The organism is Nucisporomicrobium flavum, assembly GCF_016464385.1.
In the GTDB taxonomy this organism is placed as follows: Bacteria; Actinomycetota; Actinomycetes; order Mycobacteriales; family Micromonosporaceae; genus Actinoplanes; species Actinoplanes flavus_A.
In genome coordinates this window covers 297,033-314,502 of sequence record NZ_JADMLH010000006.1, presented here as the reverse complement: position 1 = coordinate 314,502, position 17,470 = coordinate 297,033, and the positions used below count along the sequence as shown (strand labels likewise).

Annotated in this window: 17 protein-coding genes; 6 read left to right on the top strand and 11 right to left on the bottom strand. The window is 71.4% G+C overall.

The genetic code is table 11. From position 1 onward, the window contains the following. Positions 1-16: 16 nt before the first annotated feature. Positions 17-658 (bottom strand): TetR/AcrR family transcriptional regulator, encoded by a 642-nt coding sequence (locus tag IT780_RS17455; protein ID WP_199512618.1) that lies wholly within the window; start codon positions 656-658, stop codon positions 17-19. A gap of 119 nt (positions 659-777) precedes the next feature. Here IT780_RS17455 and IT780_RS17450 point away from each other — a divergent pair, with 119 nt between their 5' ends. Continuing rightward, complete coding sequence (locus tag IT780_RS17450) at positions 778-1,281, top strand: HXXEE domain-containing protein (RefSeq protein WP_199512617.1); 504 nt, start codon at positions 778-780, stop codon at positions 1,279-1,281. Here IT780_RS17450 and IT780_RS17445 read toward each other — a convergent pair. Beyond that, on the bottom strand, positions 1,262-1,657 hold the full coding sequence (locus tag IT780_RS17445; protein ID WP_199512616.1) for a response regulator: 396 nt from the start codon (positions 1,655-1,657) through the stop codon (positions 1,262-1,264). The genes IT780_RS17450 and IT780_RS17445 overlap by 20 nt on opposite strands. Positions 1,658-1,869: 212 nt before the next feature. Here IT780_RS17445 and IT780_RS17440 point away from each other — a divergent pair, with 212 nt between their 5' ends. From IT780_RS17440 to IT780_RS17425, 4 genes are all read left to right on the top strand, one after another. Next, positions 1,870-3,186, top strand: a complete 1,317-nt coding sequence (locus tag IT780_RS17440) for a hypothetical protein (RefSeq protein WP_199512615.1) — start codon at positions 1,870-1,872, stop codon at positions 3,184-3,186. A 77-nt stretch (positions 3,187-3,263) separates the two neighbouring features. Continuing rightward, entirely contained in the window at positions 3,264-4,454 is a 1,191-nt protein-coding gene (locus IT780_RS17435; protein ID WP_199512614.1) for a sensor histidine kinase, read from the top strand. Then, the gene (locus tag IT780_RS17430; protein WP_199512613.1) at positions 4,451-4,888 is read left to right on the top strand and encodes a response regulator; all 438 of its coding nucleotides are present in this window, start codon (positions 4,451-4,453) and stop codon (positions 4,886-4,888) included. Before IT780_RS17435 ends, IT780_RS17430 begins: the two co-directional genes overlap by 4 nt. Positions 4,889-4,895: 7 nt before the next feature. Further along, positions 4,896-6,824, top strand: coding sequence for a response regulator (locus IT780_RS17425; protein WP_199512612.1), 1,929 nt, complete (start codon positions 4,896-4,898; stop codon positions 6,822-6,824). A 24-nt stretch (positions 6,825-6,848) separates the two neighbouring features. Here the strand turns inward: IT780_RS17425 and IT780_RS17420 are convergent, their stop codons facing one another. Together IT780_RS17420 and IT780_RS17415 are read right to left on the bottom strand one after the other, a co-directional pair. Next, a complete protein-coding gene (locus tag IT780_RS17420) occupies positions 6,849-8,624 on the bottom strand; it encodes a sensor histidine kinase (protein WP_199512750.1) in 1,776 nt (591 codons plus the stop codon). After that, entirely contained in the window at positions 8,624-9,313 is a 690-nt protein-coding gene (locus tag IT780_RS17415; protein ID WP_199512611.1) for a response regulator, read from the bottom strand. The genes IT780_RS17420 and IT780_RS17415 overlap by 1 nt, the downstream gene beginning before the upstream one ends. A 115-nt stretch (positions 9,314-9,428) precedes the next feature. Here IT780_RS17415 and IT780_RS17410 point away from each other — a divergent pair, with 115 nt between their 5' ends. Continuing rightward, positions 9,429-9,968: a hypothetical protein gene (locus IT780_RS17410; protein ID WP_199512610.1), complete on the top strand. Its 540-nt coding sequence runs from the start codon at positions 9,429-9,431 to the stop codon at positions 9,966-9,968. A gap of 6 nt (positions 9,969-9,974) precedes the next feature. Here IT780_RS17410 and IT780_RS17405 read toward each other — a convergent pair whose 3' ends face one another. The 7 genes from IT780_RS17405 to IT780_RS17375 all read right to left on the bottom strand — a co-directional run bounded on the left by IT780_RS17405 (position 9,975) and on the right by IT780_RS17375 (position 17,285). Further along, positions 9,975-10,715 (bottom strand): PRC and DUF2382 domain-containing protein, encoded by a 741-nt coding sequence (locus IT780_RS17405; protein ID WP_199512609.1) that lies wholly within the window; start codon positions 10,713-10,715, stop codon positions 9,975-9,977. Positions 10,716-10,749: 34 nt separating this feature from the next. Then, positions 10,750-11,424 carry a hypothetical protein gene (locus IT780_RS17400; RefSeq protein WP_199512608.1) on the bottom strand — a complete coding sequence of 225 codons (675 nt, stop codon included), beginning with the start codon at positions 11,422-11,424 and terminating at the stop codon, positions 10,750-10,752. A gap of 96 nt (positions 11,425-11,520) precedes the next feature. After that, entirely contained in the window at positions 11,521-12,996 is a 1,476-nt protein-coding gene (locus tag IT780_RS17395) for a DHA2 family efflux MFS transporter permease subunit (protein WP_199512607.1), read from the bottom strand. Positions 12,997-13,263: 267 nt separating this feature from the next. Next, the gene (locus IT780_RS17390; RefSeq protein ID WP_307831236.1) at positions 13,264-14,166 is read right to left on the bottom strand and encodes an SIS domain-containing protein; all 903 of its coding nucleotides are present in this window, start codon (positions 14,164-14,166) and stop codon (positions 13,264-13,266) included. A gap of 13 nt (positions 14,167-14,179) precedes the next feature. Continuing rightward, entirely contained in the window at positions 14,180-15,016 is an 837-nt protein-coding gene (locus tag IT780_RS17385; protein ID WP_199512606.1) for a carbohydrate ABC transporter permease, read from the bottom strand. Then, a complete protein-coding gene (locus IT780_RS17380) occupies positions 15,016-15,963 on the bottom strand; it encodes a carbohydrate ABC transporter permease (RefSeq protein ID WP_199512605.1) in 948 nt (315 codons plus the stop codon). The genes IT780_RS17385 and IT780_RS17380 overlap by 1 nt, the downstream gene beginning before the upstream one ends. Then, entirely contained in the window at positions 15,963-17,285 is a 1,323-nt protein-coding gene (locus IT780_RS17375) for an ABC transporter substrate-binding protein (protein ID WP_199512604.1), read from the bottom strand. The genes IT780_RS17380 and IT780_RS17375 overlap by 1 nt, the downstream gene beginning before the upstream one ends. Between the last annotated feature and the right edge of the window lie 185 nt (positions 17,286-17,470).

Genomic DNA, 17,470 nt, shown 5'->3' with positions numbered 1-17,470 from the left:
GCGACGCTACGGGCGGCTACGGGCCCGGCACATCGCCGCCGGGAGCGATCACGGGTCTGGTCCTTTCGAGCGAGCCGGCGCGTACGGACCGCAGCACCAGCTCGGCGATCGCCCGGGCCTGGGCCGGTGACACCTGCTCGTGCAGCACGACCGGGCGGTAGATCAACGGAGCGATCACCGTGTCCACCACCAGCGCCGGGTCGGTGCCGGCGCGGAACAACCCCTGGGCGATGCCGGCCCGTACCAGCCGGATGCCGTGGTCACGGGCCGGATCGATGACCCGCGTACGGTACTGCCGGGCGAGTTCCGGCTGCTGCAGCAGCTCGACGCTGATCAGCGGGAGGGCGCGGGCGAACGGGGCCCGGGCGACCGAGTCGAACACCACCTCGAGCAGGGCCATCAGGTCGGCCTCCGGGTCGCCGGTGTCGGGCAGCGGCCGCGGTCCGAGGGCCACCTCCATCGCGGCGACGATAAGGGCGGTGAGCGACGGCCACCGCCGGTAGATGGTGGTCTTGGCGACCCCGGACGCCCGGGCGACGTCGTCGATGCGCAGCGCGGCAGCACCCCGCTCGTCGAGCAGCCGCTGGGTGACGGCGAGCACCTTCGCGGTGGCGCCGGCGTCCCGTGGGCGTCCGCCGGCGCTCCCTGCTGTTTTCATGTCGCCGCTCTTCCTCTCCGTGGGCCGAGGGTCCCGTCCGGACGGGAGCTCCGGCCGTGCCGGGGGCGGATCCGGTTTCGCTACCGTTCGTAGCGTAACTCAAGGGCGAGGAGGCGACGATGAAGCGGACGACGAAGATCGCGCTCGGGCTGTTCGGCACCTGGGCCGTGAGCGACCTCGAGGAACTGTGGACGATGAGCCGCAGCAGCAGGCGGGTGCTGCCGCGCCTGCCGCAGGCTCTGCCGATTCCCGCCGCGCTGCGTCGTGACGGGGTCTCGCAGCGGCACGTGACGGCCGGGATAGCCACGATGGGCGCGGTGATAGCCCTTGCCGCGGCGTCCGGGGTGCGCACGGAGGGCCGCTCCCCGCTGTTCCGGGGTGTGCTGCTGGGCTTCGGCCTGCACGGCTTCGGGCACCTGGGGATGACCGCGGCCGCGCGGGGGTACGTGAGCGGGGCGGTGACGGCGCCCACGATGGTCCTGCCCTACTGGCTCTGGGCCCGGCGGGAGCTGGCCCGCGAGGGCATCCGCGAGATCGACGCCCCGGCGGTCGCGGTGGCGGCGGCCGGCATCCCGCTGGCCATGGGTGTGCACGCGCTGATGTTCAAGCTGTTCCGCGACTGACCTTCCGGCCGTGACCCGCGTCGGCGAGTTTCCGCATCGCCGCGACCAGCTCGGCGTTGTCGAACGGCTTGAGCCAGACGCCGCACACGTCCTCGCCGGCCACGTCCGGGTCGCCGGAGCCGAGGCCTCCGCTGAGGAGGGCCACCGGGACATCGCGCAGCACCGGATCGCGGCGCATGGCGCGGCACAGCTGCCGCCCGTCGAGGTGCGGCATTTCGAGATCGGAGAGGACGACGTCGGGCGTCCACCGGCGCGCCAGGTCGAGCGCGACGTCCCCGTCCGCGGCGTCCAGGACCGTGAACCCGGCCCGGGTGAAGACGCGGCACAGCATCGTCAGGACGTCAGTGTCGTCCTCGGCGATGAGGATGGTGGTCATGACGGGCTCCTCTCTCGGCGGGGCTCTTGTTCCGGCCTTCTCAGCGTTCACCCGCCGGCCGGTGCGGCGCCGGCGATGCCGCCTCGAGCGGACCGTCGGCGCCCAGGTCGGGACGTTGGTCCCGGCAGGTGTACGGACCGCTGCGGAGGAAACCACTCAGATCGGGATCGACTGTGCCGACTGGCGGGTAGTGGTCTGAGAGGTAGCGGGTGATGGTTCTGCAACAGGTGGGGGCCTGGGTGCTCGAGGAGCTGCCCCGGTTGAACTCGGCGATTCTGCGCGACGAGCTGCCGCCCGGCGCGATGCGCGAGGCGGTGCGGTCCGTGATCCTGCCGCAGTTGCCCATGCCCGGACGGTGGACGCCCGCCGAGGCCCGGCAGATGCTGGTGAACCTCGGTTTCATCGGCGCTTCGGTGGCACGGCACTACCAGGAGCGCACGCCCGGCGGTAAGGAGACGCCGGAGGTGGCGTTCCAGGACCTGACGGTCGGCGCGGAGGAGACTCCGTTCCGGGCGTATTTCGCCGCCGTGGCCGACCGTACGGGCACCGGGCACGATCACCGGGACAGCTACGCCTCGCTGGTGCGGTGGAACGTCGGGACGATCGAGGTCCGCCACGGCGAGGAGCTCCTCGCGGTGCTGCCGGGGGAGTTCGGCGACGGGCGGATCCGGACGTACACCGGCAGCGGTGGTGAGGAACGCTTCTTCACGCTGGTCAAGAAGGGCGAGGCCATCGAGCTGGCGGTCAACGAATTGCTCGAACCGCTGACCGCGTCCGGGACGCAGTTCTGTGCCGAGGAGTCGCTGGCCCGGGTACGGACCGCCGTCGTGTTGTTGCAGGCGCTGCGTCAGATGTTCGTCGACTTCGCGGCGCTGCCGCCGGAGCGCAGCATGCCGCCGGAGCACTTCCTCGACGTGTTCCGCCAGTTCGCCGTGCACTGGACGCCCGGGGACATCCCGCCGAGCGGTGCGCTGGACCCGGAGGCCCTCAAACGGGACTTCCTGCTCGGTATCGCCCTCGACGACTACGACCGGCACGTGCGCCGGCTGTTCCCCGGGCTGCTGACCCGCGAGCGGGAGGCTCTGGAGACGCTGATGGCGCGACCGACCCTGCCGCAGCAGATGGCGGCCTCGCTGGGCGTGGACCTGGCGGCGCTCCCGGATGCCGGCCCGGCCGAGATCCGCAGACTGCTCAGCCGCCAGCCCGTGCTCGTCGACTGGTACGCGCTGCTGGCCGCGCACGCCCGGGCCGCCGGGGCGCACCTGATGCTGAGCAAGAGGTTCCTGTTCAACCCGCAGCATCGGCGCGACGCGGAAGGCATCGGGGACCGGCCGCTGGTGTCGAACCGTTCGGGCACCACCGGGATGACCGAGACGTTCCTGGAGCGGCTGACCCGGGCCCGGCGCGAGCACGTGCTGGCACCACTGCGGCGTGGGGTAAGCGCGGAAACGGCAAACAGCACCATAGCGGGCGGTGTACGGTCGCGTACGGGAAGGACCGCGCCGGTCGAGGTGCTGCCGGTCTCCTGACGGCGGAGCCCTTTCCCGCGGAAAGCCGGAGGCAGGCGGGGCGATGGCGCCCGTCGCGATGCGGCAGGGGGCCGGTGATGGGTACGGAGGTCGGCGCCGAGACCACGGACGGTCCTGCCGGCCGGCCCGCGCTCCGGCCGGTCGGGCACGAGCAGCTGATGGCACTGCTGGACCACACGTCGGCCGTGATCTACATGCGCGACGTCGACGGCCGGTACCTGCTGATCAACCGCGAGTACGAACGGCTGTTCAACGTCCGGCGCGAGGACATCAGGGGGCTGACCGACCACGACCTGTTCCCCGCCGACATCGCCGACGCGTTCCGGGCCAACGATCTGCGGGCCTTCGCCCGGGGCGTGCCGGTGCAGATGGAGGAACAGACCCGCGGGGACGACGGCGAGCGTACCTACATCACCGTCAAGTTCCCCCTCGTCGACGAGGACGGCCGGCCGTACGCCGTCTGCGGGATCTCCACCGACATCACCGAACGCAAGCGTGCCGAGGAGCAGGTCCACCAGCTCAACGCGGAGCTCGAGCAGCGGGTCCGCGAGCGGACGGCCGAACTGGAGGCCTCCACGCGGGAGCTGGACGCCTTCGCCTACTCGGTGTCGCACGACCTCCGGGCGCCGCTGCGCTCCCTGGAAGGGTTCAGCCAGGTCCTGCTGGAGGACTACGCCGAGGTTCTGGACGAGCAGGGACAGCAGTATCTGGGACGGATCCAGGCCAACGCGGCCCGCATGGCGCAGATGATCGACGACCTGCTCGACCTGTCCCGGGCCACCCGTACGGAGCTCAGCCGGCGACCCACCGACCTCAGCGCGCTGGCCCGGGAGGTCATCGCCGAGCTGAGCGCCCGCGATCCGGACCGGACGGTCGACGTCAGCATCGCCGACGGCCTCGTGGCCCAGGCGGATCCGCATCTGGTCCGGCTCGTGCTGCAGAACCTGCTGGGCAACGCCTGGAAGTTCACCGCCAACCGTACGGACGCCGTCATCCGCCTGGCTGTCGAGGCCCGCGACGGTGTCGACGTCTTCACCGTGGCCGACAACGGAGCCGGCTTCGACATGCGGTACGCGCACAAGCTGTTCGACCCCTTCCAGCGGCTGCACTCCACCGCCGAGTACGAGGGCACCGGCATCGGCCTCGCCATCGTGCAACGCATCATCGTGCGCCATGGCGGGCAGATCACCGCCGACAGCCGGCCCGGCGACGGCGCGACGTTCCGGTTCAGCCTCGTTCCCGCCCCGACCGACTGGGAGATCCGATGAGCGACGGTCCGATCCTGCTGGTGGAGGACAACCCGGACGACGTCATGTTCACGCTGCGCGCGTTCGAGAAGAACCACATCAAGAACGAGATCGTGGTCGCGAGCAACGGGGAGGAGGCGCTGCAGCGGTTGCTGCCCGACGACGGTACGCCGCCCCTGCGCCCGGCGCTGGTTCTGCTCGACGTCAACCTGCCGAAGGTCAACGGCCTGGAGGTGCTCCGCCGCATCCGCCACGACGACCGTACGTGCACGCTGCCGGTGGTGGTCCTGACGACCTCGAACGAGGAGCGGGACATCGTGGAGAGCTATCGGCTGGGCGCCAACAGCTACGTCCGGAAACCCGTGGTGTTCGGCGAGTTCCTCAACGCGGCCAACCTGCTCGGCATGTACTGGCTGCTGGTCAACGAGCCGATGCCGCCCCGGCGAGGGGCGTGAGGCGGACATGGACCCGGTCCATCTGCTGATCATCGACGACAGTGACGACGACGCGGTCCTCATCATCCGCCACCTCACCCGGGCCGGACTGACGATCAGCCACACGCGGGCCGACACGCCCGCGGACGTGCGCGCGGCCCTCGCCGGAGCGGTGCCCGATGTGGTGATCTCCGACTACAACATGCCGGCCCTGCGCGCGGAGGAGGCGCTGGAACAGGTGCGCGCCTGCGACGCCGACATCCCGTTCATCCTCGTCTCCGGCGAGGTCGGTGAGGAAGCGGCCGTGAAGCTGATGCGCGCGGGCGCCCAGGACTTCGTGCTCAAGGACCGTCTCGCCCGCCTGGCACCCGCGGTCCAGCGGGAGCTGCGCGAGGCCACCGAACGACGCCAGCGCAGGCGGGCCGAGGCGGCACTGCGACGCAGCGAGGAACGGTTCCGGCTGATCGCCGAACACGCCCAGGACGTCATCTTCCGCTACCGGCTGCTTCCCGAACCGGTCATGGAATACCTCAGCCCGGCCGCGCAGGCGCTGATGGGACGGCCGCCCGGCGACTTCTACGCCGACCCCGGGCTGGTGTTCCGCCTGCTCGACGCCGAGGACCGGCCGGCTCTGGAGGAGTCCTGGCGGTCACCGCGGCCCGGCACGCTGACCGTACGGTGGCACCCGGCCGAGGGGTCCACGGTCTGGACCGAGCAGCGAGCGGTCGCGCTGACCGACGACACCGGCCGGGTGACCGCCGTCGAGGGCATCCTGCGCGACGTCACCGAGCGGGTCGTCGCCGAACAGGAGCGGGCCCGGCTCGAACGGCAGCTGCGCCAGGCGGAACGGCTGGACTCCCTCGGCCAGCTGGCCGGCGGCATCGCACACGACTTCAACAACCTCCTCGCCGTGATCTCCGGTTACGCGAGCATGCTGGCCGAGGACTTCCCCGCCGACGACCAGCGGCGCAGCGACCTGGAGGGCATCCGGCAGGCCGCCGCCCGTGGCAGCGCCCTGACCCGCCAGCTGCTGGTCTTCAGCCGGCTCGAACCCTCGCAGCCGGAGGTGCTCGACCTCAACTCCGTGGTCGTGGAGCTGCACAAGCTCTTCGGCCGTACCCTCGGCGAGGACGTCGACGTCACCACGCTGCTGCAACCCGGCCTGCCCCGGATCACCATCGACCGCAGCAAGCTCGAACAGGTCCTCATGAACGCCGTGGTCAACGCCCGCGCCGCCATGCCCGGCGGGGGCCGGCTGACCATCGTCACCAGCAGCACCTGCGACGCCTGCCCCGACGCCGGGGCGCCGGTGTGCCTCGGCGTGATCGACACGGGCCAGGGCATGCCCCCGGAGGTGGCCGCCCGCGCGTTCGAGCCGTTCTTCACCACCAAGGGACGCGGGCAGGGCACCGGGCTGGGACTGGCCACCGCGTACGGCATCGTCACCGAGGCGGGCGGCACCATCCGGCTGGAGTCCGAGCCGGGGCACGGCACCACGCTCTGGGTGTGCCTGCCCGGCACCTCGGAGGACGCGGCGGACGCCACCCGCACGGCGGCCGCCCCCGAGTCGCCGTCCGGCAACGGGCGGACCGTGCTGGTGGTGGAGGACGAGGACGCCGTACGCGACATCGTCTGCCGCATCCTGACCAAGGCCGGCTACGACGTCCGCGCGACCGACAACCCCCAGCAGGCGTTGAAGATGTGCCTCGACGACCACCTGCACATCGACGCGCTGCTGACCGACGTGATCATGCCCGGCATGTCCGGCACCCAGCTCGCCACCGAGCTGCGTCAGAGCCGTCCGGGGCTGGCCGTGCTGTTCATGTCCGGATACACCAACGGGCCGGCGCCCGGAGGCCACGAGATGCCCGCCGACGCTCCGCTCATCCGCAAGCCCTTCGCCAAGGAAACTCTCCTCGCCGAGCTGCACCGCGTCCTGACGCCCGCCGCACCGTGAACGGCCCGGTCGCGACGGGCAGGCTCAGCCCTCGACGGCCCCGGGCAGCGTGACGGTGAAGGTCGAGCCCACCCCCAGCTCGCTCGCCACGGTGATGGAGCCGTCGTGGGCCGCGGCGATCTGGCGGGCGATCGACAGGCCGAGCCCGCTGCCCCCGGTGGTGCGGCTGCGGGACTCGTCGGCGCGCCAGAAACGGTCGAAGAGCCGCGGAAGGTCCTCCGGGGCGATGCCGGTGCCCGTGTCGGCGACCGCGATCGTGACCCGGCCACCGCCGGTGCCGGTCCGTACGGTCACCGTGCCGCCGCGGTGACTGTGCCGGATCGCGTTGGCGAGCAGGTTGCCGACCAGCTGGCGGAGCCGGACCGGGTCGGCGACCACCTCCGGGTCGCCGTCGTGGTCCACGCTCAGGCGGACGCCGGCGGCGGTGGCGTTCGGCAGGTGGGCGTCGACGACCTGGCTCACCGCGTCGTTGAGATAGAACGAGTCGGGGTGCATGCGCAGCGTGCCGGCGTCGGCGGCGGCGAGGTCGCGCAGATCGTCGACGATGTGCTGCAGCTGCGCGGTCTCGTCGTGCAACAGCGCGAGCAGCGGTCCGTCGACGGTGGCGAGACCGTCGCCGACCGCCTCCAGCCAGGTCCGGATGTTGGTCAGCGGATTGCGCAGCTCGTGCGCCACATCGCTGACCATGGCCTGGCGCAGCCGCTCCGAGTTCTCCCGGCGCTCGGCCAGCTCGTTGAGCGCGGCCGCCAGGTAACCGATCTCGTCGCGGCCGCCGACCGGCACCCGCGGATGGCCGGTGGGATGGCGGGCCGCCTCGGTGAGCGCCCGCAGCGGCCGGGTCAGCCGCCGTCCCACGACGACGGTGAGGAGCACCGCCAGCATCAGCACGACCGCTGTGGCCGTACCCGTGCGGAGGAGGTTGTCGCGGGACAGCGGAAATGCCGGCTGTGCGGAGGGATCGGCCGGATCGGTCACGAACAGCAGCGCGGGTGGTGCCACCCACGGCTCGAGTTGCGTACGCCGCGCCTTGTCCACGCACGCGGCGGCCCGCGCCGTCCGGTCCGGGACGGCCAGGCTCGTGGACGGATCGACCACGGAGATCGTGAGATCCGGGGCGAGCCACACCTGCTCGAGGTCCTTCTCCCCGGCGCAGGCGGCGATCAGCGTGCGCAGCGCCGCCAGCGGCCGTTGCTCTGTCCTCGTGGCCCGGGGAACCAGCTCACACCCGTTCGGTGGCTTGCCGAGCTGCGTGACGACCACCTTGGGACGGCCGTACGGGCCTGTGACGATCTGCCCGTCGCTGCCGTAGTCGGTCAGGCAGCGCAGCGACCGGCCCAGCTCCTCACGCAGGGCGCCCTGGTCGGCGGCCGTCAGGCGGAACGGGCCGACGACCCGGGGATCGATGCGATCGGTACGCCCGGTCAGCCGCAGATCCACCGACAGCGGGTCGACGGTCGCCGACGGGCGCGCGGTCACCAGCGACGGTCCCGTCCCCGAGTCGGCGATGACCTGCCGGCTCTCCGTCAACAGGGTGATGCGCCGGTTCAGCTGCGCCGCACGGGAGGCGACCAGCGGCCGTACGCCGGACCAGTCCCGATGCGTCGCGGCGTAACCGAGCAGCTCGTCGTACACGCTCTTGTCGTCGCTCAGCGACCGCCCGATCTGCTGCCGGATGGTCTGCGAGGTCGCCTGCGAGGCGAGCCACGCGGTCGCCAGGACGGCGGCGACGGCGATGGTCAGCGAGGCGGCCAGCAGGCGGAACGTCAGGCTGCGGTGCAGCGGCACCCGGGGCGCGTCCATCACGGTCCGGCGGTCAGCTTGTAGCCGATGCCGTACACGGTGACCAGCCGCGAGGGCCGGCGCGGGTTCGGCTCGATCTTGCGCCGCAGGTTGAGCACGTGCACGTCGATGCTGCGCTCGACGGAGTCCCGTTCCACGCCGTTGGTGTACGTCAGCAGCTGCGGCCGGGTGAAGACGTGGTCGGGACGCGCCGCCATCGCCGCCAGGATCGCGAACTCACCGCGCGTGCACTCCACCGGACGGCCACCGCAGTGCACCGTGTGCCGCGCGACATCGACGGAGAGCTCGCCGACGGTCAGCACGGTCGCGGCGTCGTCACCCCGGCCGTGGGTGCGGCGCAGCAACGCGCGGATCCGGGCCAGCAGCTCCCGGGGCGAATAGGGCTTCGTCAGATAGTCGTCGGCGCCGCCGTCCAGCCCGGTCAGCAGATCACTCTCGTCCGATCGTGCGGTGAGCATCAGGATCGGCACGGCCGATTCCTCCCGCACCACCCGGCACAGGCTCAACCCGTCCAGGCCCGGCAGCATCAGATCGAGCACCATCAGATCGGGCGGACGCTGGCGCACCTTCTCCAGCGCGACGAGGCCGTCGTGCACGACGAGCACGTCGTGACCGTCGGCGGCCAGGTACCGCCGCATGCCCTCCGCCTGGGCGGGGTCATCCTCGGCGACCAGCAGAAACGCACGCACGGCGACGACTATAGGTGCGCGGCGCCCGCCGGTCCGGAAAGCTAACAGGAACCTGATGACGGTCCGGGACCGCGCGCTAGCAAGATCCTAAAATCGGTCTGCCACAGTGCCCGCCATGTTGCGCAGAACGCGGCTCAGCCGCCTCGTCATCGTGGTCACCGGCCTCACCTGCCTCGTCACCGGCTGCTCGGGAAGCGAGGAGGAGAAGCCCGGCGTGGCCACCTTGCAGAGCACACCGCCGTCCGCGGCCGCCGTGCTCGCCGACCAGCGGCCGGTGTTCCCGGTCGACGCCACCGACGCCGACCGCGAGGCCATGACCAGGCCGTGGGAGGACTGCCTGGTGAAGAACGGCGGCCCGCAGTACCGCGGCCAAGGCCTGGCCCTGCTCATCAAGGGAGCCACGGACGGCGAAGCGGTGTTCAAGACCTGCGCGGCGGAACAGCCGGAAACGTACGAGGAGCACCAGCAGCGCACGGACCTGTCAGAGTTCAAGGACAACCAGCGCGAGTGGTACCGGTGCGCGAAGGAGGCGGGCTACAAACTGACCGCGCCGGACCCGGAGACGGGCCAGTTCGGCCTCACGGAGATCGGCCCGAACGGCGACGCCGGATCGCCGAAGATGCAGGAATGCAAACGAAAGGCCTTCACCGGCTGACCCGCCTCACCGGTCGGCCGGGTCCTGGTGGGTGTCGTCCTCCAGCTCGACCCGCTCTTTGCGGACCTCCCCGCTGACGGTCTTCTCCCCGGTGACCGTCTGCTTGCCCAAGCGGACCTTCTCCACGGGTACGGCTTCGGTCGTGACGACCGGCCGCTCCGCCCACAACGTCATCGCGGGGTCAGAATCCCGGTCGCCCGGGGCCGAGCCGTCGTCGGCGCCGGGGGCCCGGTCGCGTTCCAGCCGGACCTCTTCGCGTCTCACCGGCACGGTCACCTGCTGGTCCTCGGTGACCGTGTATCTGCGGAGGCGTGCCTTGGCGACCGGCTCGGTCCGGGTGCCGGCGACAAGCCGCTCCTCGGAGCGCGTCATGGCATCGCCACCGCCGGGGCGGTCGGCAGCATCGCCGCTGGTGGTCCGGGCTGCGTCGTCCGCCGGTTGCGGCTGGTAGTAGCGGTAAAGCTCGTCCTCGTCGGCCGGGCTGAGTTCGCCGTCCTGGTCGATGCGGGGGGCGTTCTTGACCTTGTCCTTGGCGAACGGGATCTCGAGGCGGTCGCCGTCGAGGGTGGCGTCCTGGAGGGGGACGAAGGATTCCTTCTTGCCGAACAGGCCGGTGCGGACCGCCACCCAGGCGGGCTCACCCGTGTCGTTGTCGAGGTACACCTGACCGGCTGAACCGATCTTGTCGCCGTCGGCGCTGTAGACGTCGGTGCCGTACACGTGGCGGACGGCGTCGCGGGTGATCATGCGTGCCTCTTCTTCCCTCGGTGTGGTCGGCCGCTCAGCGGCCGAGTCCGGCCTCGTCGACCCGGCGGTGGTACCGCATGCCGGCGAGTCCGCCCAGGATGGCGCCGGCAAGGGCGGCGAGCAGCGCGATGGCGATGGCGACGATGCTTCCCGTGGTGACGTCGCCGCCGCCGACCGGCAGGCGCGGGAAGCCGCCGATCCGGTCGAGCAGGTCGTACTTGTCGCCGAGCACGGCACCCGCGACAGCCACGGCGGCGGCGATCACGATCGCCCAGATCCACACCGCGACGCCCTGCTTCACGCCGCTGAAGCGGGCCATGCGGCCGGCGACGTAACCGCCGCAGAAGTACGCCACGAGGATCACCGCCAGCAGTGTCAGGCCGCCGACGAGTCCGAGGGTCGTCGCCTTGTCCTTGGCGTCGTCGGTGCTCGTGCCGGTGGCGACGCCGACGGTGGCGCCGGCGGCCACCAGGATCGCGGTGAGGATGACGGCGGTGCCGGTGGCGGTCAGCCAGCCGAAGAACGCCGAGCCCCACTTGATGCCGCCGTAGCGGTCCTTCTCCCGGGCCAGGACTTCCCGCCGGTCGCTCGACGGGACGCTTGCCCCGCTGCGCCGGGGCGACGGCGGCGCGTCGGCCGCGCGGGAACCCGAGGTGTCCCGGTCGGTGACCGCGGGGGAGGAATCGTCCCGGGATGGCGATGAACTCATGACAACTCCGACCACGTCGCGGATATCGACTCGCATGAGCCTGATCCCGGGGGGATGCCCGCGGGTTTCGCCGATAAACGCGGTATCAGCTGCGGCTCAGCGGCCGCGGGCTGCGTGGGTGGGCGGGCAACTCGGGTCGCAGGCCGGGCGGGCGGGTGTCTTCTCGGCGAGCCGTTCCGGGATCGTCACGTACGCCAGCAGCCCCGCCGCCGCCATCAGCGCGGCGCAGATCTGCATCGAGGTGCGGTAGACCGGGTGCAGCTGGGCGGCGTCGGTGAGGTTGCCGGAGCCGAGACCGGCCGCCAGCGGCAGGACCGCCACCGCGAGCAGGCCGGCCGCACGGGCGACGGCGTTGTTCACGCCCGAGGCGATGCCGGCGTACGTGTCGTCCAGCGAGCCCAGCGCCGTCGCGGTGAGCGGGGCGACCAGCGCGCACAGGCCGAGCCCGAAGAGGGTGACGGCGGGCAGGACGCCGGTCAGGTAGCCGGTGCCGGCGCCGATCCGGCTCATCAGCAGCAGCGCCGCAGCGCAGATCAGTGGGCCGGCGGTCATCGGCAGGCGGGGGCCGATGCGCTGCCCCAGCGCGCCGGACGGGGCCGACAGCAGCAGCATCAGCACGGTGACCGGCAGCAGGGCGAGGCCGGCGGCGAGCGGGCTGAAGCCGGCGACCACCTGGAGGTTCAGCACGACCAGGAAGAACACGCCACCGTTGGCCGCGTACGCGAGGAAGGTGACCAGGTTCGCGCCGCTGAACGCCTTGTTGCGGAAGATCGGCAGGGGGAGCAGGGGGTTCGCCGTACGGCGCTCGGCGATGATGAACGCCGCGAAGCCGGCCACCCCGGTCAGCAGCGCCGCGAGCACGACCGGGCTGGCCGGCCCGCGGGCGGTCCAGGCGGTGAAGCCGTACGTGAGCCCGCCCAGCCCGATCGCCCCGGTGAGGACGCCGGCCAGGTCGATCCGGCCGGCCGCCGACGGGCTGCGCGACTCGGGTACGTGCCGGGCGGCGACCAGCAGCACGACGAGCGCGAGCGGCACGTTGATGAGGAAGATGTACCGCCACGTGCCGAGCCCGACCAGCCACCCGCCGAGGAACGGCCCGAGCGCACCGCCGATGCCGCCCAGCCCGGACCAGGCGCCGATCGCGCGCGCCCGGTCCTTCGGCACGAACGAGGCCTCGATGATGGCCAGTGCGCCGGGCGTGAGCAGCGCCCCGCCGACACCCTGCAGCACCCGGGCGCCGACCAGCATCCCGGTGTTCTGAGCGAGCCCGCAGAGCAGCGACGCCGCGGCGAACCACGCGACCCCGATGAGGAAGATCCGCTTCCGGCCGACCCGGTCGCCCAGCGACCCGCCGAGCAGGATGAGCGACGCCAGGCTCAACGTGTACCCGTTGACGGTCCACTGCAGCCCGGCGGCCGACGACCCGAGATCCCGCCCGATCATCGGCAGCGCGATGTTCACGACGGTGGCGTCCACGAAGGCGAGGCCCGAGCCGAGAACGGTGGCCAGCAGCACCCAGCGTCCGGGGCCGGTGCCGTAGCGGACCTGGGACGCGGGTGCGAGCGACGTCATGGACCGCCACGCTACCCCACGGTCAGAGCGGGAAGCGCGTACCCGTGAGCTGCTCGGACACGGACCACAGGCGGGCGGCCGGCCGGTCGTCCCGGGCGGTGGCGGATCGGTTGATCAGCTCCGGGGCGCCGCGCATGTGGGCGAAGCGGCTCGGCCCGGTGAAGCTGTCGCCGGGCAGGTCGGCGACGGCGGCGTACAGGACGGGCAGAGCTCATGGGGGTGGCGCTGGAGGAATTCCGCGGGGCGGCCATCAGCCGCGCGCCCTGACTAGAGGGCGACGACCGACCGGGTGAGGTGGACGGGCACGTCGGCGTCCCGGCCCGATGCCGCTGCCCAGGCCACCGCGTGCCGCTGGACCGCGACCAGCTCGGCCTGCGGGTCGCGGGCGGCCTGGCGTACCGTCGCGCCCGTGGCCTGGATGGCCTCGGCCTGGATCGAGGTCAGCGGGGTGAGCGCCCAGACCAGGGTGCCCGGCGCCGCGACGCTGATCGGGCCGTGGCGGTATTCACCGGTGGCGTACGCCTCGGCCCACATGCCGGCCGATTCGCGGCACTTCAGGGCCGCTTCCTCGGCGAGTGCCGCCGCCCAGCCGGTGCCGAGCACCACGAGCTGGCGGGGCTGTGCGGTGGTGATCGGCTCGTCGAGGGCGTCGCGGGCCTGGCCGATGAGGGTCTCCACCTGCCCGGCGGTCGCGCCCAGGTGGGTACGCAGCAGGGTGAGCAGCGTGGTCGGGAAGCGGGTCTGCACGACGCTGCGCTCGTCGGCGTACGACAGGTCGAGAATGTCCGTGGCGGCCGCGCCCACCGGCGTGCCGAGTTCGCCGAGCACCGCGGTGACCGGGGTCGTGGGCGGGAGCGCCCGCAGGGCCTGGACGACCTCCGTCGTGGTGCCGGAGCGGCTGATCGCCAGGACGCGGTCGTAGACGCGGGCCACCGGCGGCAGTTCGGAGGCGATCCGCGCGTCGGTGACGCCGTGGCCGGCCGCCTCGCGCAGCCAGGCGTACGCGGCGGCGACGTAGTACGACGTGCCGCAGCCGAGGACCAGGACCCGTTCGCCGGCCTCGGGCAGTCCGGTGGGACCGGCGGCCACCTGATCCCGGGCGCGGGCCCAGAGGGCGGGCTGGGTGGCGATCTCGCCGGCGGTGAGGCGACCGGGATGCAGCGAAGTCACGGGGGCGGTCCTTTCATTTGACGCTGCCGCTGAGCAGGCCGTTGACGATGAAGCGGTTGAGGGACACGGCGATCACCGCGGGGACCGCCAGGGCCAGCACGCCGGCCGCGTTCAGCAGTCCGAAGGGGACGACGTGGCGGCCCTGCAGCGCGGCGATGGCGACGGTGAGCGGCTGGGTGGACAGGTCGCTGGAGAGCACGAGCGGGAACAGGAACTGCGCCCAGGCGAACAGGAACGTGATGATGGCCGTGGAGACGATGCCCGGCCAGGCCAGCGGCAGCACGATGCGCCAGAGGATCTGCATGCGGCCGGCGCCGTCGACCTGACCGGCTTCCTCGATGGCGAGCGGCAGGCTGGTCATGTAGCTGTGCAGGATCCACGTCGCCAGCGGCAGGAAACCCGAGACATACACGAGCACGATCCCCGTGTACGTGTTGACGAGGCCGAACACGCTCATGATGCGGTAGAGCGGGATGAGCGTCGTGTAGGCGGGGAACGCCATCGTGGCGAGGACCGCGTAGAACAGCAGCTGCCGGCCTCGGAACCTCATCCGGGCGAACGCGTACGCCGCCAGCGTGGCCAGCACGACCGTGATGAGCGTGGCGGCGGTGCACTCGACGACGATGTTGAGCGACGACCGGCGGATGGTCTCCGGGATCTCGCCGGGGCCGGTCAGCAACGCGTGATAGTTGCGCAGGGTCGGGCCGGGCGGCACGTAGTTCGCGGGCCGTTCGCTGATCTGCGCGTCGGTCTGCAAGCTCGTGTTGAGGCTCCAGTAGAGCGGCACCAGCGACCACAGCACGATGAACAGGATCCCGAGGGTACGGGCCCAGGGAAGGCGTCGGGGCATCAGAACTCCACCTGCCGGTAGACCAGCTTCACGACCCCGAGCGAGAGGATCAGCGTGGCGACGGTGATGAGCAGCGAGAGCGCGTACCCCTCGCCGAAGTCGAGGTTCTGGAAGCTGATGAAGTACGTCTGCATGGTCAGTGAGGCGCCGGTGTCGGCGGAGCCGTTGAGGACGTACGGCTGATCGAAGACGTTGATCGTGGCGATGACCGCCTGCACCATCGCGATCGCGATGCCGGGCCGGGCGAGCGGCAGCGTGATCCGGCGCAGCGCCGCCCAGGGTGAGCAGCCGTCGAGCACCGCCGCCTCGTAGAGCTCGCCGGGGATGTTCTGCAGCGAGGCCAGGATCAGCAGGGTCGACAGCGGGGTCATCTGCCAGACCTGCACCAGCTCGATGGCGAAGATGGTGAGGAACCGGTGCTGGCCCAGGAAAACCTGGTATTCCGGGATCAGGTGCGCCGAGGTGAGCACGCTGTTGAGCAGGCCGGTGTTGCTGTCCCAGATGCCCGTCCACACGATGCCCTCGACCACGCCGGGCAGCGCCCACGGCAGGATCAGCACGGCGATCAGCGCCGAGCGGCCACGGAACGGCCGTTGCAGCGTGACCGCCATGACGATGCCGAGCACCGTCGACAGGGCGACCCCGATCAGCACGTACAGGCCGGTGTTGACGAGGCTGGAGCGTACGGAGCCGTCGGCGAACAGGTGCCGGAAGTTCTCCAGCCCGTTGAACGTCGTGGGCGGATTCAGCTCGTCGACGCGGAAGAACGACTGCACGATCGTGACCCCGGCCGGGAACAGGGCGAGCGCCACGATGAACAGGGCCAGCGGCGTCACCAGCGCGTACGGCAGCAGGTCGAACCGCCGCCCGGGGCGCCGGGGGGTGCCCGGCGCTCCGGTCCCGGCCGGGGACACGTCGTGCCGCCGGCCGCTGCGGGTGCCGACCATCAGCTCGACAGCTTGTCGGCGGTGGCGGCGATCGCCTTGACGGCGTCGGCGGTGCTCACCGACCCGGTCGCCGCGGCGTGCAGGTTGGTGTAGACCGCCTTGGAGAACTCCGGGTACCAGGAGGGGGCGCCCTCCGGGAACACCGGCTTCGCGCTGTTCTTGAGCAGGTCGCCGAGCTGCTGCCCGCCGATGAGCTTGCCCTTCTGGGTCAGCTCGGTCATGCCGGCCAGGCGCGACGGCAGGAAGTACCCGGGCATCACCTTGTCCGGCCCGGCGGCACCGGCGAACTCGGCCTGGTTCTTCGCCGAGGTGAACCAGTCGATGAACTTCGCGGCGGCGGCCGGGTACTTGGCCTGGCGCGGGATGCCGATGCCGTCCGGGTTGCTCATGTTCGGCCCCGGACCGCTGACGCCGGGCGTCGCCAGGTACGTGACGTCGCCGACCACAGTGGAGGAAGCCGGGACGCTGTACAGGCTGCCGACGTTGCCGGAGTAGTCGGCGAAGGTGCTCGCCACAACGCCCTTGGCCATCAGCGTCTGCTGTCCCTGGCTGTCGGCCACGTTGATGTTGCCGGGCGGCACCAGGCCCTGCTTGAGCGCGTCGACCATCCACTCCGCGGCGCGGTACCCGGGCGAGCCGGGCGTGGCGAACTGCGGCTTGCCGGCGCCGTCGAGGATCGTCCCGCCGAACGCCGCGGTCGTCTGGTACCAGTACGTCGACAGGCCCTCCGCGGCGGCGAACGGGATGTTGAGCGGGTACTGCGCCACGCCCTTGGCCTTGATCTGCTTCAGGTCGGCCGTGTACTGCTCGATCGTCGTCGGCATGGTGGTGATGCCGGCCTTGGTGAACAGTTTCTTGTTGACCGTGGTCACCAGGAACGAGGCGTCGTACGGAATGCCGATGACATGGCCGTTCGACGTGAACGCGGGCAGTTGCGGCATCTCGCCGGCCAGCGCCTTGGTGTCGAGGTACTCGTCCATCGGGTGGAACCAGTTGAGCTTGCCGAGCTGGCCGACCCGCGACCAGTCCACGTTCGTCGCGTCCGCGAAGTAGGTCTTCGCCGTGGCGGCCGCGGCGATCTTGGTCTGCAGGCTGTCCCAGTCGGTGTTGGTCCACTTGACCGTGATGCCGGTGCTCTGGGTGAAGGCGTCCAGCGACGCCTTCGGCGGGGGTTCGGTGGCGAGCGTGACCGTGATGGTCACGCCGGTGGTCTGGTCGGAGCCGGAACTGCTCTTGCCGCCGCCGCAGCCGGTGGTCAGCGCGCCCACGAGCACGGCGGCGCCGGTCAGCAACAGCGTTCGGGAGCGGAGGAAGGAGGTCATCACGGTCAGCCCTTCTTATGGCGACGCGGGCCTGCATCCGGTGCGCTTCCGCGCAGTTCCGGGCCGCAGTGCGCACGACTATGGCACCGGGTGCGCATACGGTCAATGAATTCTGCGCAATAGCTGCGTAGTGCGCAGTTGACCCCCGAATCCATGCGCACAACAAGCACTCAGATTGCGCGTAC